The organism is Roseomonas aeriglobus (assembly GCA_016937575.1).
Classification (GTDB): Bacteria; Pseudomonadota; Alphaproteobacteria; order Sphingomonadales; family Sphingomonadaceae; genus Sphingomonas; species Sphingomonas aerigloba.
Map to the genome: position 1 here is coordinate 965372 of JAFHKN010000002.1, position 16059 is coordinate 981430.

Consider the following 16059-nt stretch of genomic DNA (forward strand, 5'->3'; position numbering starts at 1 on the left):
CGGCGGGACCCAACGCCTTGCGAAGCGTTAGTCGGCTAACCAACTGCCGACGCGCTGTGAAACAATCGATCTACGATAGCCTTGCCCTGCCGCGCCTTGCGTTCACGTCCCCTGACGTGACGTCGCCGCGCGCTGCGCCCTTGCGCAGCTATCGCCGTGGCGCGACCCCCGGCCTCGTCGGGCTGATCCGCAACCCGCGCAGCCGGCACAATGTCGGTGCAGCGAATGCCCTGGTCTACCGCCACAACGTCATTTCCGAGGCGCCCGACACGCGCGAGGCGCTGCGCATGGCGCTGGAGATGTTTGCCGCGCGCGGCATCGACCTGCTGGTGATCGACGGCGGTGACGGGACCATCCGCGACGTTCTGACCTGCGCCGGCGACAGCTTCGGTGCCCAGTGGCCCGACATTGCGATCCTTCCGACGGGCAAGACCAACGCGTTGGCGATCGACCTCAACGTGCCCGCCGACTGGACGCTCGATGAGGCAATGGAAGCGGCGGTTCGCGGCCGGACGGTAGGCCGCAGCCCGGTGGAGATCGTCGATCGTGCCGTCGCGCGACCGCGGGTTCGCGGCTTTCTGTTCGGGGCGGGCGGCTTCGTCGATGCAACCGAACTTGCCCAGCACACGCACAAGGCGGGGGCATTCAACGGGCTGGCGGTCGGACTGGCCCTGGCCGGTGCGATCGGGTCTACGCTGTTCGGTCGTTCCGACAATCGCTGGCGCCGTGGCAGCCGCATGGCGCTGCGCTATGCCGACGATGCCCGGCCCATGCACGGCGCGACGACGGCAAGCGATACGGCGCGCTACATGATGCTGGCCTCGACGCTGGAACGTCTGCCGGTCGGACTGAAGCCGTTCGGCCGCATCCGGGCCGGATTGAAGAGCCTGGTCGTCGATGCCCCACCGCGCGGCCTGGCGACGAGCGTGCCGTTCCTGCTGGCGGGTCACGAGGGGGCTTGGCTGGAGAGGCGCGGCTATCATCGCATCGATTCCAGCGCTTTCGATGTCGATTTGGAGTCCGGCTTCATCCTCGACGGCGAGGTTTTCCCCGGCGGCGCTTATCGGGTGGCGCAGGGTGCGCCGCTCCGCTTCGTCGTGCCGTGACCGCGAACCTCGCCGCGCTGGTCGCGGCGTCGCTCGACCGCCCGGTAGCCGGCCCCGTGCGCGCGTTCGCAACGGACCTCGCGCACGAAGCGGGGGCGGTGGCCGTCCTGTTCTATGGATCGAACCTGCGGACCGGGGCGCTCGACGGGGTGCTCGACTTCTACGTGCTGACCGATGGGCCGGCCGAACGTGGGTTGTGGCCGCGGGTCGGTTATCGCGAATGCAACGGCCTGCGAGCCAAGATCGCCACGATGACGCTCGCGATGTTCGAGGCGGCGTGCGCCGACCGCACGATCGATACGACGATCTGGACGCGCTTCGTCCAGCCTGCCGCGCTGGCCTGGGCGGCGGATGGTGCGCAGGTGCGGGTCGAGGCGGCCGTGGCGGCGGCTGCGATCACCGCAGGACGCTATGCGGCGGCGCTGGGGCCGCAGGCGGGGGAGGCGGCGGACTATTGGCGCGCCCTGTTTCGCGCGACCTATGCCGCGGAATTACGCGTCGAAGCCAAGGGCCGCGAAGAGCAGATCCTGGAGGTTCACGGCGACCATCTGACGGCGCTGCTGCCGGCGGCGTGGGACGCCGGGCCCATACCCTTTCGCGCTGATGCGCCGGTGCGATCGCAGGGCGACAAGCCGGACGCTCTGAACCCTGAGCTCCCGCCTGGGCGAGAGAACGCACGGTTCGCGGTCGGGCTCGAGCCCGACGCACGCACCCGGATCCTCAACCGCTGGAAACGTCGCAGGCGGCTTGGTCGCCCGCTCAACATCGTTCGGCTGATCCGCGCCGCGTTCACCTTCGACGGCGCCGCCCGCTACGCCGCGTGGAAGATCGAGCGGCACACCGGCGTCGCGGTGCCGATCACGCCATTTCGCGAGCGGCATCCGGTACTTGCCGCGCCGGGCGTGTTGTGGCGCGTCTGGCGCGCGCGGGCGTGAGTTTCGCCGCGGTCATCCTTGCCGGGTCGCGCGCCGGCGCCGTGGATCCCGTTGCCGCAGCGGAAGGGGTGTCGCACAAGGCGCTGATTGAGGTCGATGGTCGAGCGATGCTGGAGCGGGTCGCGGCGGCGGTGCAGGCGGCGGGCGCCGGAACGGTCGCGGTGTCGGCGAACGATCCCTCGGTGATCGCGCTGGCGGAGCGGCTCGGCCTTGTCGTCCTGCCGCCCGCATCCGGGCCGAGCGACAGCGTGGCAAGCGCGCTGGCCGAACTCGATGCGCCGCTGCTGGTGACGACGGCCGACCATGCGCTGCTCGAGCCCGAGTGGATCGCCGACTTCATGCGCGACGTGCCCGCGGGGGCCGACATCGCAGTGCTGCTTGCCGAGCGGGCGCGGATCGCGAAGGCAATGCCTGGGTCGCGACGGACCTATCTGCGCTTCGCCGATGGCGACTGGTCGGGATGCAATCTATTCTACCTCGCCACCGCCGATGCGGCACGTGCGATCGGACTGTGGCGCGCGGTCGAGGCCGATCGCAAGCGACCGTGGCGGATCGTGCGGCGGTTCGGTGTCGGGACGCTGGTGCGCTACCTCCTGGGACGGCTGACGCTGGCGGACGCGATCGCCCGGCTCGGGCAGACGGCCGATGTGCGCGCGGCGGCGGTTGCGGCCCGCGATGGGCTGGCCGCGGTCGATGTCGACAAGAGCTCCGACCTGGCCGATGTGCGGGCGATTATCGCCAGTCGACGATAGGCCAATTACGCGCCGCCGCCAGGGTGCGGAGCTTGGCGTGCGGATTTACCGCGACCGCTTCGTCGGCCCAGACGAAGGTAGGCTCGTCGGTCGCGTGGTCGGAATAGAAGCGGACATGCGTATCGGCGCGGGCGATCCCCTGACGCGCCATCCATGCCTCGATCATCGCCAGCTTGTCCGCGCCATAGCAGTTGGCCCCGGCAATCCGGTGAGTCACGCGGCCTTGGCGGTCGACCTTCGCTTCGGTCGCGATGACGTCGTCGATGCCCAGCGCGGCCGCGATGCGGCTGGCATAGAAACGGTGCGCGGCGGAGGCGACGACGATGCGATAGCCTGCCGCTCGATCCGCAGCGATCTGTGCTCGGGCGCCGCGCCGGATGTGACGCGCAAAGCTGTCGGCGAAGGCTTGCGCGACCGCGGCCGACTGATCGGGCGCCAGCGTGCCGACGAGCAGGCGGTGCATGAATTGCTTCAGCGTCCGCCGCTCGATCAACCCGGCGCGATAGGTGAGCATGGCCCCGACGACGAGCGGCGCGGACACCAGCCGCCACGGCGCGCGGGTGCGGGCGGCGTGAAGCAGGAAGGGCGTCCACGTCGGCACCGCGGTGATCGTGCGGTCGAGGTCGTAGATGGCGAGGCGGTGCATCGGGTCAGTCCCGTCATCCCCGCGGAGGCGGGGATGACGGCGGCTAGCTGTCGTTACCGATCATATGCCTTGGGCAGCGCACCCTCGACCACGTTCAGATAGCGATCGCGCAACTGACGCTGGCGCGAGGTCATCGGCTGCGGACGGCCGTCGATCCAGATCGCCTGCGGCTGCGATGACAATTCCAGCGGATCGCCGTCCCACAGCACCACGTCGGCGCGTCGACCCGGCCGCAGCGACCCGATCTCGGCGCCCAGGCCCATCACTTCGGCGGGCTTCGACGTGATCGCCGCGAATGCACGGCCCCAGTCGAGCCCGGTGGCACCCGGCACTTTGGTGATCGCGACCAGGTTGCCCGCGAACTGGCGCACGACATGTTCGCCGCCCGACCCGTCGAAATAGATGCCGACGGTGACGCCCGCGGCAGTCATCCGCCCGACGTTGCTTTCGGTCGCCGCGACCTGTTCGAACGACGACGGCAGGTCGGCGAGCGCATAGGCCAGCACCGGCACCTTGGCTGCAGCGATCTCGCGCGCGACCATCCAGCCTTCGGTCACACCCGCCAGGATCAGCTTGATGCCCGGATAGCGCGTCGGCAGCGTCAGCACCTGGCGAATGTCGCTCGCGCGCTCCACGCGGACGACCAGCGGCACCTTGCCGTCCAGCACGTTGAGCAGGGCCTGCGCGTCGGCGCGCGTCAGCAGGGCGTCCTTGCTGCGTCCGTCGAAGCCCGACGAGTTGCGGCGATAGTCCTGCGCCATCGCGAAGGCATCGATCAGCGCCGCCCAGGCCGCAGGGCGGCTGCCGCCGGCCGAGCGTGCGCCGTCCTCGCCCAGCTGGACGGTCTGGAACGCGCGGGCCTTGGTCACCGGATCGGGATCGGCAGCGAGGTCGATCACCGCGCCTTGCCCTGCGAAGATCGATTGGCCGCCACCCCCGCTGATGAACGCGCGAGTGACGCCACCCAGCCGTTCGTTGGCGATCATGACCGTTTCGGGGTTCACCGAGGTCGAGACGTCGATCGCCGCCGAATAGGGGGATTGGCGTGCCGAGGTGTCGTTGCTCTCGCTGACGCCGCCGGCGTCGACGAGCCCCAAGTCGCCGATGCCGGTCACGATGCCGGCCGACACCCATTTGCCGGTTGCGTCGACCGTCTGCGCGCCTGCAGGCACCGCGATGCCCGAGCCAGCTGCGACGACGCGTCCGTCGCGGATGACGACGGTGCCGTTGGGGATCGGCGCGGAGCCGTCGCCGATGGCTACCGTGCCGCCCGTGATGGCGATCGTCTGGCCACCTCGCAAAGTGTCACTTCCCGAGGACCCCGACTGCGCAGAGGCGGGGAGGGCGACCAAAGCCGCCGCGGCGAGGAGCAGGGCCTTCACTTGACGTCTCCCATGCCGGGCTGGCCGATCTCGAAGTCGCTCACCGGTCGCAATTTGGGGTTGTTCATGTCGTACAGCATCGCACCGTCGACCCAGACCTTTTCGGGGCGCGAATAGACGCTCAGCGGATTGCCGTTCCACAGCACCACGTCCGCCATCTTGCCGGGGCGGAGCGATCCGGTGACCTTGTCGATGCCCAGCGCCTTCGCCGGGTTGAGCGACAACCAGGTCCACGCGAATTCGTCGCTGACGTTGATGCCGGCGCGGCGGCCGGCGTTCAGCGCCTTGGCGACTTCCTGATTCAGGCGCTGGATGCCGTTGGCATCGTCCGAATGGATCATCACGCAGGCACCGGCCTTGTGCAGCAGCGGCAGGTTTTCATGGATGCCGTCGTAGCTTTCCATCTTGAAGCCGTACCAATCGGCCCACACGGCCGCGCAGGTATCGTTTGCCTTAAGCAGGTCGCCGATCTTGTAGGCCTCGACGGCATGGTGAAAAGCACTGACTTTATAGCCGAATTCCTTCGCCATATCCATGACGATCGCCATTTCGTCGGCGCGGTAGCAGTGGTTCTGGACCAGGATTTCTCCCGACAGCACGCCGCGCAGCGTATCCATCGCGATGTTGCGCGTCGGCGGCTCGCCGCCGTCCTTCTCATACTTGTCCCAACGCCGCTTATAGTCCGCCGCCTGCGCCCAGGTGGCGCGGTCGACCGCGACGTTGCCCATGCGGGTGGAGGGCTGACGGCCCTTCGAGCCGTAGACACGCTTTGGGTTCTCGCCGCAGGCCATCTTCAAGCCATAGGGCGCGCCGGGGAACTTCATGCCCTGCATCGTGCGGGCATAGACGTTCTTGAGCACGACCGAACGACCGCCCATCAGATTGGCCGAGCCGGGCAGGATCTGCAGCGTCGTCACGCCGCCATTGGCCAGCGCGCGGCTGAAGCCGGGGTCCTGCGGCCAGACGCTATGTTCGGCCCAGACGTCGGCCGTGACCGGGCCGGTCGCCTCGTTGCCGTCCGAATGCGCCTGCACACCGGGTGAGGGATAGTCGCCCAGATGGCTGTGGATGTCGATGATGCCGGGGGTCACCCACTTGCCGGTGCCGTCGATGACCGTCGCGCCGGCCGGCGCATCGACCGACTGGCCGACCGCGACGATCTTGCCGTCGGCGAACAGCACCTGGCCGTTCTCGATCCGCCCGCCTTCGCCGTCATAGACGGTGACGTTCCGGACCAGGGTCGGCACGCCCGGGTAGGGGCGATAGGTCGATGGGAAAGGATTGCGGTCATACGGCTTGCCCGGTTGTTTGGCGGGCGCGGCGGAGGCTGACCTGGTATCCTGCTTCTGTCCGCATGCGACGAGCGCAGACGCGGCAAGCAACGCGCACGCCAGGCGCGTGAATCGACGGTTCATGATGGCCCCTTTTGTTTGTGTCCCGTTGGTAGGGCGAGCCGGTGCATCGAGACAAGCGCGAAACGTTCGGGCCGGCCTCAGCGTGATCGGTGGATCGTCCGGTTGGGTCCTGCGTTCCAGCGGCTGGCGTTGGGGGAACAGCTATAACTTCGTATTTCGGGTCGGCGGTCTTGCTCCTGGTGTCGGCATCGGTGCCGGCGCACGCGCAAACGACCGAAGTCGTCGTCACCGGCCGCGGTCTCGCGCCCCGGCCTGGCGACGCCGCGTTCGACGTCGTCACCATTGCGCCCGAGCGGATCGCGGAGTCGGCGAGTGCTCGCCTGGAATCGGTGCTGGCCGACGTGGCGGGGCTCCAGCAGTTCCGCCGATCGGATTCTCGCACCGCCAATCCCACCAGCCAGGGCATTTCGTTGCGCGGCATCGGGGGCAACGCGTCGAGCCGTGCGCTGCTGGTCCTCGACGGCGTGCCTCAGGCCGACCCGTTCGGGGGCTGGGTCGCGTTTCCGGCCTATGCGACCGATCGCATCGGCCTGATCCGCGTCACGCGCGGCGGGGGCAGCGGTTATTTCGGCGCGGGCGCCTTGGCCGGAACGGTCGAACTGGAGAGCGCCGGCCGCGCGGGAGCGCCCATCGCCGGGTCGATCGCTTACGGCAGCCGGCGTTCGCTCGATGCGTCCGCGTCTACATTGCTGCAAAGCGGGCAGGGGTTCGCGACCGTCTCGGCCGCTTATGCCCGCGGCGACGGCTTCGTACCGATCGTCGCCGAGAGCCGCGGGCCGGCCGATCGCGCCGCACCCTATGAACAGGCGTCCGGCGCGGTCCGTGCCGTACTGCCGATCGGCAGCGCGACCGAGCTTCAGGCGAACATGGCCGCGTTCGCCGACGTCCGCGACCGCGGCACCGACTTCACCCGCAACCGCAGCGAGGGCGCCGATGCGAGCGTGCGCCTGATCGGGCGAGGACGGTGGGGGTTCTCTGCCCTGGCCTACCTCCAGACCCGGAGCTTTGCTTCGCAGTTCGCGGCGGTCGACGCGGCGCGCGCTACCGTCACGCCGACGCTCGACCAGTATAATACGCCGGCAACGGGCCTTGGTGCGCGTATGGAGTTGGTGCCCCCGGTGGGGGAGGGCGTCGATCTGCGGCTCGGCGGCGATTGGCGCGACGTCAAGGGGCGGACGCAGGAACTGTACAGCTACACCGCGGGTGTGCCGACGCGGCGACGCGAGGCGGGCGGATCGGCGCGGACCATGGGCCTGTTCGCCGACGCCAGCGTCGAGCGGGGGCGTGTGACGTTGACGCTCGGCGGACGGGTCGATCGCTGGCGGATCAGCGATGGCCGCAGCCGAGAGGCGCTGCTCGCCGGCGGCGGGGCGCTGACCGATATGGTCCATCCCGATCGCACCGGCACTGAATGGACCGGCCGCGCCGGCCTCGCGGTGGCCCCTGTCGAGGCAGTTCGATTCCGCGTTGCAGCCTATCGTGGCTGGCGCCTTCCGACGCTCAACGAGCTCTACCGGCCATTCCGCGTCGGCGCCGACGCGACTGCCGCCAACGCTGCCCTGGCCCCGGAGCGGCTGACCGGCGTCGACGCGGGCGTAACTCTTACGCCGGTCCGCGGCGCCTCGTTCGGGGTCAGCGTCTTTCGCGATCGCCTGACCGGCGCGATCGCCAATGTCGGGGAGGGGCGCGGGCCGGGAACGTTCTCCGGCGTCGGTTTCGTTGCAGCGAACGGGGTGTACCGCGTGCGGCGCAACCTCGACGCGATCCGGTCGAGCGGTCTCGAGCTCGACGCGCGGTACGACGCCGGCCCCGCTTTCGCGCTGTTGTCGTGGAGCCGCGCCAATTCGCGCGTCTCGGCCAGTGGTACCGCGGCAGCGCTCAATGGTCTTCGCCCGGCGCAGACGCCGCGTGATCTGGTGTCCGGCACGATCGGCTGGCGTCGCGATGGGCTGACGCTGTCCACGACCGTCCGCCACGCCGCGCATCAGTTCGAGGACGACGCCAACAGCCGGACGCTGGCTCCGGCGACGACACTCGACGCGTACGCCGCGGTTCCCTTGGGGAGGAGGGTGGCGATCGAGGTGCGCGGTGAAAACCTGTTCGACGAACGGGTCGAAGCGGGCGTCGCCGGCACCGGCATCGTCGAGCGCGCGACACCGCGGACATTGTGGATCGGGCTGCGTTTGACGCCCTAGCGTGCTGTTCCGGGTACGCGCGGCCCAATGTGATAAGCGCTTGCCACCCGCCCGACACCGGCGTCAGATAGCGCTAACAATGATCGGGAGGGGAAGAGTCGTGCAGGATCCACGCGCGAATACCGGCTTCATCGCGGCGATCGTCGCGGTGGCCACCATTGGCGGGTTGCTGTTCGGGTATGACAGTGGTGCCGTGAACGGTACGCAGCCGGGGTTGAAGGCGGCGTTCGGTTTGAGCGAAGGCGGTCTGGGCTTTACCGTCGGATCGCTGTTGATCGGCTGTTTCGTCGGCGCCTTCCTTGCCGGGCGACTGGCCGACGTGATGGGCCGCCGCAAGGTGATGATGCTCGCCGCACTGCTCTTTCTCGTCGGCGCGTTGGTGCAGGGCTTTGCGCACGAACAATGGCTGTTCGTCCTGGCGCGGTTTGCCGGCGGCATGGCGGTGGGGGCGGCAAGCGTGCTGTCGCCGGCCTATATCTCGGAGGTTGCGCCGGCGAACATCCGCGGGCGGATGACGACCGTCCAGCAGATCATGATCATCACCGGTCTGACCGCGGCGTTCGTGGTCAACTGGTTCCTCGCCCGCGCGGCCGGAGCCTCCACCGCGCCCTATTGGGCGGGGATCGAGGCGTGGCGCTGGATGTACCTGATGCAGGCGATCCCCGCGGCGGTCTTCCTGGTCGCGCTGACGATGATTCCGGAAAGTCCGCGCTATCTGGTGTCGAAGGGCCGGATCGACGAGGCGCGTACCGTGCTCGCCAAGCTGTTCGGCAGCGTAGAGGCGGAGGGCAAGCTTACCGATATCCGTGCCAGTTTCTCTGACGACCACCGCCCGCGGCTGTCCGATCTGAAGAACCCTGCAACCGGTCGCATTCGCCCGATCCTTTGGGCGGGGCTGCTGCTGGCGGTGTTCCAGCAACTCGTCGGCATCAACGTCATCTTCTATTACGGCGCGACCTTGTGGCAGCTGGCCGGGTTCACCGAGGATCAATCGCTACAGATCAACATCGTGTCGGGCCTGGTGTCGATCGCGGCGTGCTTCGTAACGATCGCGCTGGTCGATCGCATCGGGCGCAAGCCGCTGCTGCTGATCGGGTCGGCCGGCATGGCGGCAACGCTGATCGCGCTGGTCTATGCTTTTGCCAATGGATCGGTCGATGGGGCGGGCAAGCTCAGCCTCTCGAGCGAGCTCGGCACGATCGCGCTGGTCGCGGCGAACCTCTACGTCATCTTCTTCAATGTCAGCTGGGGCCCGATCATGTGGGTCATGCTGGGCGAGATGTTCCCCAACCAGATCCGCGGCTCGGCGCTGGCGGTTTGCGGCTTCGCGCAATGGTTCTCGAACTATCTGGTCGCGCAGAGCTTCCCGCTGATGGCGGCGGGGCTGGGGCTGGCGGTCAGCTACAGCCTGTATGCGGCGGCGGCGGTCGTCAGCTTCTTCCTGGTCCAGCGGTTCATTCACGAAACCAAGGGCGTCGAACTCGAAGCGATGAAGGGCTGAGGCGCGGGCGTCCGTGGTTTGCGCCAAGCAAACCACGGACTTGCCGCGGCGGGCAGCGAGCGCGCGCAGCGCGTTCGTCTCACGGCGTGACGTTCCTTGTCGTGCTCTCGCGCAGGCGAGGCACCGTAGGGATCAATGCACCGTCGTCGCTGCCTCGCCCGAGTGCCGCACCTTCGCGCCCGCGGCTGCCAGCGCAAACACCACCAGCGCGGCATAGCACGCCGCCGGCACGATGAATGCGGTCGCATAGCTGCCGGTCGCGCCCGACACGATGCCAGTCAGCGGCGGGATCGCTGCGCCGCCGACGATCGAGAAGCACAGGAAGCCGGACGTCGCCTCCTGGCTGGCGGTCGAACGTTCCAGCGTCAGCGTGAAGATGACCGGGAACATGATCGAGTTGAACAGCCCCATCGACAGCGCAGCGAAGCCGGCGCCCACGCCGCCGACGAACAGCACATAGCCCGCGATGGCGACGTTGACGCCTGCGAACACGGCAAGCAGGCGGGCGGCAGGGAAGCGGGTCAGCAGCGCCGATCCGATGATCCGGCCGACCATCGCACCACCCCAATAGAAGGACACGGCCTTGCCGGCTTCCAGCAGGGAGACGCCGGGCGTGCCGTCGCTGCCCATCGCCAGGCCGAGCAGCGGAACGCCGAACGCGGCGTCCGACTGCCCCCAGATCGCATCGGAATTCAGGAACAGCGCCATCTGCGTCCCGATCGCGACTTCGGCGCCGACGTAGAGGAAGATGCCGAGCCCGCCGAGCACCGCCCAACGCGATGCGAGCGCTTCGGAAATCGCGGTGCCGAAGCTCTTGGGAGCAGCACTGTCCGGGGCCGCCGCGGCGACCAGCTTGCGCATGGTGAAGAAGAACAGCAGCAACAGGACGAGCAGCCCCGCAATCCAGAAGAAGGCGCGATCGATGCCGCCAAGCGCGGTCTGGCGCACCGCTTCGGTCACGACGGTGCCTTCCTTTACCTCGACACCCTTCAGGAAGAGCGTCGCGCCGATCCAGGGGCCGAGAAAGGTACCCAGGCTGTTGAACGCCTGACTGAAGGTCAGCCGGAAATGGCTGCGCGATGGATCGCCCAGCACCGCCGCCAGCGGGTTCGCCGCGACCTGCAGGATTGTGATCCCGCTGGCCAGTGTGAACAGGCCCAGCAGTACCAGGCTATAGACGGCCGCGTTGGCGGCGCCGAGCATGATCAGGCAGCCCGCGATCATCAGCGTCAGTGCAATGAGCACGGTCGGCACCGACTTGCGCCGGCTGAGCAGCGCGGCGGCGGGGAAGCTCATCACGCCGTAGGCGATGAAGAACGCCGACGCGCTAAGCTGTGCCTGCAAGTCGGTCAGCGAGAAGATGCCCTTCACCGCCGCGACCAGCGGGTCGATCAGCGAGGTGATGAACCCCCAGGCAAAAAACAGGGTGGTGACGGTGGCGAACGCCGCCGTGGTGTTGGCGCCCACCTGGGGTGCCGGCCGTGTGGACATGTCGTCCTCCCTTGGAACCGGTTTCATAATTTCGGTCGGTCCGTCTCTAGTGGCTGGAAGGCGCGCTGCAAGGGGGTGATGATCCTCCCTTGGAAGGGGAGGTGGCCGGCGCAGCCGGTCGGCGGGGTGTCGCGCTATCTGGGACATGGTGACACCTCTCCGTCGCGCTTCACGTGCCACCTTCCCTTGCAGGGGAGGAGCGGCAGGTAGATTGACCTGCGCCACCCATCCCCCCATCACGACCGGCATGACCGATTTCACCGCCACCCGCGCATTGTTCCATCTGCCGGCGGGCGTCACCTATCTTGACGGCAACTCGCTCGGGCCGCTGCCCATCGCCGCGCAGGAGCGCGCGCGCCAAGTCGTTACCGACGAATGGGGGGCGTTGCTGATCCGCGGTTGGAACGCTGCCGGCTGGATGGCGGCGCCGGGCCGCGTCGGGGACCGGATCGCGCGATTGATCGGTGCCCCGGCAGGCAGCGTGGTGATGGGCGATACGCTCAGCATCAAGGTCTATCAGGCGCTCGCCTCCGCGCTCGCGATGCGCCCGGACCGGCGTGTCGTCGTGTCGGACAGCGGCAATTTCCCGACCGATCTCTATATCGCGCAAGGGCTGCTGGCCTCGCTCGGCTCCGATTATCGGCTGAAGATCGTCGCGCCAGAGGACGTTGCCAGTGCGATCGACGAGACGGTGGCGGTTACCCTGCTGACCGAGGTCGATTATCGGACCGGCCGTCGCCACGACATGCCGGCGCTGACCGCACGGGCGCACGCGGCAGGGGCGCTCGCGATCTGGGACCTCGCCCATAGTGCCGGTGCGGTGCCGGTCGACGTGACCGCCGGCCGGGCCGATTTCGCGGTCGGCTGCACCTATAAATATCTGAATGGCGGGCCCGGTGCGCCGGCATTCATCTATGTCGCGCCCCATCATCACGATGCTGCACTGCCGGCGCTGTCGGGGTGGATGGGGCACGCCGCGCCTTTCGCCTTCGACCTCGAGTATCGACCGGGCAAGGGGATCGAACGGATGCGTGTCGGCACGCCGCCGGTGATCGCGCTTGCCGTGCTCGACGCCGCGCTCGACGCTTGGGACGGAGTCGATATGGCCGACGTCCGGGCGCGGTCGATCGAGCTCAGCGAGGCGTTCATTGCGGGGGTCGAGGCGCGCTGCTCCGGCGTGGTCCTGGCATCGCCCCGCGATCCGGAGGCCCGCGGCAGCCAGGTCGGCTTCCGACATCCACAAGCCTATGCCGTGATGCAGGCGTTGATCGCGGACGGAGTGATCGGCGATTTCCGGGCGCCCGATATCCTGCGCTTCGGTTTCGCGCCGCTGTACAACGACAGCACCGACGTCGAACGGGCTGTGGCGACGCTTGCGGATGTTCTGGCCACAGGCCGCTGGGATCAGCCGCAATTCCATGCCCTTAACGCCGTTACCTGACGCGTTCGGACGGGCTTGACCTTCACCCGATCACCCGCGACCTTGTCTCGACAAAGGGACGACACACGGGGGCGTGGGTGGTGCGGTGGCTGGGGGCGATCGGCGTGGTGCTGGCGGGCGCGGCTGCGGCGCAGCACTATCAGCCGCCCAGCCATCTGACCGGCCCGCCGACGATCCTGCAAAAGGCGTCGCCGCAGGAGGTCCAGGCGCTGGCCGACGGCGGCGGACAGATCGAGCAGGGGCGGCCGGCACGGTGGTCGCTTGCGGAGCATCGTCGGCTGTCGAGCGCGCTTGCCGCCATCCAGGCCGGGCGGAAGGGCGTCGTCGATGCCTATGTCGTTGCCGTGGCGCTCGACAGCGACCCCGTCTTCGGCCGCGAGGCGCGCGAGGCGGCACGCGTACTGTCGCGCCGTTACGACGCGGCCGGACGGACGATCGTGCTGGCAGGATCGGACGGCGCCGCCGAGTCCGCCCACCCGCGTGGATCACCCGACAATATTGCGGCGGCCCTCGCCCGCGTGGCCGAGGCAATGGACACCGCGGAGGACGTGCTGATCCTCTACACCACCAGCCACGGGGCGCCGCTGGGCGTCGTCTATAACGACGGCGACCAGGGCTATGGTGCGCTGTCGCCGTATCGCCTGTGGCAGATGCTGGGTGACCTCGGCATCGGCAACCGCATGATCCTGGTCAGCGCTTGTTATTCGGGCGTGTTCGTGCCGCTGCTCCAGTCGCCGACCAGCGTCATCGTGACCGCCGCCTCGTCGGAACGAAGCTCGTTCGGCTGCGTCAGCGACAATGACTGGACCTTTTTCGGCGACGCGCTCATCAACCATGCGCTGCGCAAGCCCCAGCCGCTGGCCGCAGCGGTTTCGGACGCGATAGGGCTGGTGTCGGGCTGGGAGGCCGGCGAAGCGCTGACGCCGTCGGAACCGCAAGTCAGCATCGGCGCGCATGTGGCGCGTTGGTTGGGGCCGCTGGAGGGGCGCACGCCGCATATTGCCACTGCGCCGGTTGGCCGCCCGGCGGTCGCGGCGATCAAATCGATACCACATCGACGCTGACGGGAACTTAGCAGGCGGCTGACCGGTTCGGCGCGCCATGGACCAGACACGCCCCAGCGCCCGCCACTATCCCCTGCTCGCGCATCCGCATGTCCATCTGCATGGGCCGGTGAACGATGCGATGTACGACAGTTTTCGTCAGCAGGTCCTCGGCGCGCCGGCGGAGGGCAGTTTGGTCTTCTCGATCACGACGTTGGGCGGCGATCCCGAAGTCGCGCGCGCCATGGGCGACGACGTACGGCTGCTCGGCGACTATACCGGCCGCGAGACGCTGTTCCTGGGCAAGGTCGCGGTCTATTCGGCCGGAGCGACGTTCATGGCGGCGTTCCCCAACGACAAGCGTTTCCTGACGCGCGGCACACGCATCATGATCCACGAGCGCCAGATGACCGCGTCGGTCGAACTGAACGGACCGCTCAGGATGCAGGTCGCCAACCTGAAGGGGAAGCTGCACGAGATCGAACAATCGATCGCGATCGAGGAAGAGGGTTTTCGTGCGCTCATCGCCGGGTCGACGGTCGATTATGACGAGCTGCTCCGAAAGGCGCCGAACAACTGGTATATCGACTGCCAGGAAGCGCTGGCGATGGGCCTCATCCTCGATGTGATCTGATCGTGCCGTGATCCGTGCTCTCGGCGGGGCGCGGGGAGGCGGCGTTTTTCACCAGGATCTCACTCCTCGCTCATGTCGCTCACCCAAGCGCGCGCCATGATGGCGGCTCCACAGCAGGAGCCGTTTCATGGCGTATTCCCCGTCGACCGAGCGAACACCGACGATGAAGCTTGCCTTCGCGATCCTCGTCGCCGCGGCGCTCACCATTCCGCTCTTCGCGGTCTATTTCCTCGTTTACGATCGCCAGACTCAGTCCGAGACGGCCCGCGCTTCGATCGCCGAAGGATGGGGCGGACCGCAGACGATCGCGGGGCCCGTCCTGGTCATCCCCTATCAGACGGAAGTGACCGAGACGGTAACCGAGAATGATCGGCCGACGACACGGACGTCACAGGTTTGGCGCGAGTTGCACGTTGCGCCGGACATTGCCGACATCACCTCGTCGCTCGCGCCCGAGCGCCGGCGTCGCTCGATCTACGAGGCGGTCGTTTACTCGGCAAAGACGAGTGGCACAGCCCGCTTTGCGCTGCCGACCGACCTCACACGGTTTCGCACCACGGTCGATGCGCTCGCCTATGACCGGGCCGAACTGCGATTCGGCCTGAGCGACGCGCGCGGGCTGTATGGGCCGCCGCCCGTCGTCGTGATCGACGGCGTCCGCCGCACGCTGCGGCCGGGCAAGGGGCTGGCATCGACCGGCGGGTCGGGCTTCGTCGCGCCGTTCGACGCGAGCGCTCTGCGCTCCCGGCCGCTCCGAGCGACCTTCGCTTTCGACTTCCGCGGCAATGCCAGCCTGACACTCGCGCCGCTGGCCGGCGATACCCGCTGGACGGTGACGTCGCCCTGGGCGCACCCGAGCTTCCAGGGCGGGTTCCTGCCCGCCGCGCACAGCATCGATGCGAAGGGCTTCACCGCTCGCTGGCGGGTCGGTAATCTGGCGCTTGGCAAGGCGCTGGTCGAGGATGGCACGCCGTCGCCGGTGATCTCGGAAAAGCCGCAGCCAGGCTCCACCGTCGCAACGCATGAAGCGGGCGTCACGCTGATATCGCCGGTCGATCTCTACGCCCAGGTCAACCGCAGCGTGAAATACGGGTTCCTGTTCATCGGCTTCACCTTCATGGCATTCCTGATGTTCGACGTCGTCGGCGGGGTGCGCGTGTCGGCAATCGAATATCTGCTGGTCGGTGCGGGCCTAGTGCTGTTCTTCGTCATGCTGCTCGCCTTCGCCGAAGTGATCGGCTTTGCCGCCGCCTATCTGGTGGCGGGTTCAGCGATCGTCGGGCTGCTGACGACCTATTCCGCCGCCGTGCTCGGCAGCCGCCGCCGCGCGGGCTTCATCGCTGCGCTGCTCGCGGCGCTCTACGGCGTGCTCTATGTCCTGCTGAGCCTCGAGGAATATTCGCTGCTCATCGGTTCGGTCCTGTTGTTCGCGGCGCTGGCGAGCATCATGTATCTGACACGCAACATCGAATGGGGCGGGCGCGACGGCGAAGCGCAAGCGAGCTGAATTCGCAAGGG

At 68.1% G+C, this 16059-nt stretch carries 13 protein-coding genes; 9 read left to right on the plus strand and 4 right to left on the minus strand.

Annotated elements, in window-relative coordinates; genetic code table 11:
* Positions 1–56: 56 nt before the first annotated feature.
* The 3 genes from JW805_05085 to JW805_05095 are packed head-to-tail and all read left to right on the plus strand — an operon-like array spanning position 57 to position 2793.
* Positions 57–1106: an NAD(+)/NADH kinase gene (locus tag JW805_05085; GenBank protein ID MBN2971390.1), complete on the plus strand. Its 1050-nt coding sequence runs from the start codon at positions 57–59 to the stop codon at positions 1104–1106.
* Positions 1103–2041: a hypothetical protein gene (locus JW805_05090; protein ID MBN2971391.1), complete on the plus strand. Its 939-nt coding sequence runs from the start codon at positions 1103–1105 to the stop codon at positions 2039–2041. Before JW805_05085 ends, JW805_05090 begins: the two co-directional genes overlap by 4 nt.
* Complete coding sequence (locus JW805_05095) at positions 2038–2793, plus strand: nucleotidyltransferase family protein (GenBank protein MBN2971392.1); 756 nt, start codon at positions 2038–2040, stop codon at positions 2791–2793. The genes JW805_05090 and JW805_05095 overlap by 4 nt, the downstream gene beginning before the upstream one ends.
* Here the strand turns inward: JW805_05095 and JW805_05100 are convergent.
* From JW805_05100 to JW805_05110, 3 genes are read right to left on the minus strand one after another with little or no spacing between them, the layout of a single operon-like run.
* Positions 2774–3439 carry an HAD-IB family hydrolase gene (locus JW805_05100; GenBank protein ID MBN2971393.1) on the minus strand — a complete coding sequence of 222 codons (666 nt, stop codon included), beginning with the start codon at positions 3437–3439 and terminating at the stop codon, positions 2774–2776. The genes JW805_05095 and JW805_05100 overlap by 20 nt on opposite strands.
* Positions 3440–3492: 53 nt before the next feature.
* On the minus strand, positions 3493–4821 hold the full coding sequence (locus tag JW805_05105) for an amidohydrolase family protein (GenBank protein ID MBN2971394.1): 1329 nt from the start codon (positions 4819–4821) through the stop codon (positions 3493–3495).
* Entirely contained in the window at positions 4818–6236 is a 1419-nt protein-coding gene (locus tag JW805_05110; GenBank protein MBN2971395.1) for an amidohydrolase, read from the minus strand. Before JW805_05110 ends, JW805_05105 begins: the two co-directional genes overlap by 4 nt.
* A 170-nt stretch (positions 6237–6406) precedes the next feature.
* Here JW805_05110 and JW805_05115 point away from each other — a divergent pair, with 170 nt between their 5' ends.
* Positions 6407–8431, plus strand: coding sequence for a TonB-dependent receptor (locus JW805_05115; GenBank protein ID MBN2971396.1), 2025 nt, complete (start codon positions 6407–6409; stop codon positions 8429–8431).
* A 100-nt stretch (positions 8432–8531) separates the two neighbouring features.
* The gene (locus JW805_05120) at positions 8532–9932 is read left to right on the plus strand and encodes a sugar porter family MFS transporter (GenBank protein ID MBN2971397.1); all 1401 of its coding nucleotides are present in this window, start codon (positions 8532–8534) and stop codon (positions 9930–9932) included.
* Positions 9933–10064: 132 nt separating this feature from the next.
* On the opposite strand, the gene JW805_05125 is transcribed toward JW805_05120, so the two are convergent.
* Positions 10065–11423, minus strand: coding sequence for a glucose/galactose MFS transporter (locus JW805_05125; protein ID MBN2971398.1), 1359 nt, complete (start codon positions 11421–11423; stop codon positions 10065–10067).
* 247 nt (positions 11424–11670) lie between these two features.
* On the opposite strand from JW805_05125, the gene kynU reads away from it, so the two are divergent.
* The 4 genes from kynU to JW805_05145 all read left to right on the plus strand — a co-directional run bounded on the left by kynU (position 11671) and on the right by JW805_05145 (position 16048).
* The gene (kynU, locus tag JW805_05130) at positions 11671–12864 is read left to right on the plus strand and encodes a kynureninase (protein MBN2971399.1); all 1194 of its coding nucleotides are present in this window, start codon (positions 11671–11673) and stop codon (positions 12862–12864) included.
* A 77-nt stretch (positions 12865–12941) separates the two neighbouring features.
* Positions 12942–13928: a hypothetical protein gene (locus JW805_05135; protein ID MBN2971400.1), complete on the plus strand. Its 987-nt coding sequence runs from the start codon at positions 12942–12944 to the stop codon at positions 13926–13928.
* A 37-nt stretch (positions 13929–13965) separates the two neighbouring features.
* Positions 13966–14541 (plus strand): ATP-dependent Clp protease proteolytic subunit, encoded by a 576-nt coding sequence (locus JW805_05140; protein MBN2971401.1) that lies wholly within the window; start codon positions 13966–13968, stop codon positions 14539–14541.
* A gap of 127 nt (positions 14542–14668) precedes the next feature.
* A complete protein-coding gene (locus tag JW805_05145; GenBank protein ID MBN2971402.1) occupies positions 14669–16048 on the plus strand; it encodes a cell envelope integrity protein CreD in 1380 nt (459 codons plus the stop codon).
* The last annotated feature ends 11 nt before the right edge of the window (positions 16049–16059 follow it).

Coding starts and splice junctions, on each gene's coding strand:
- JW805_05140 (MBN2971401.1), top strand. CDS start 13,966: ATGGACCAGACACGCCCCAGCGCCCGCCACTATCCCCTGCTCGCGCAT.
- JW805_05145 (MBN2971402.1), top strand. CDS start 14,669: ATGGCGTATTCCCCGTCGACCGAGCGAACACCGACGATGAAGCTTGCC.
- JW805_05110 (MBN2971395.1), bottom strand. CDS start 6,236: ATGAACCGTCGATTCACGCGCCTGGCGTGCGCGTTGCTTGCCGCGTCT.
- JW805_05100 (MBN2971393.1), bottom strand. CDS start 3,439: ATGCACCGCCTCGCCATCTACGACCTCGACCGCACGATCACCGCGGTG.
- JW805_05125 (MBN2971398.1), bottom strand. CDS start 11,423: ATGTCCACACGGCCGGCACCCCAGGTGGGCGCCAACACCACGGCGGCG.
- kynU (MBN2971399.1), top strand. CDS start 11,671: ATGACCGATTTCACCGCCACCCGCGCATTGTTCCATCTGCCGGCGGGC.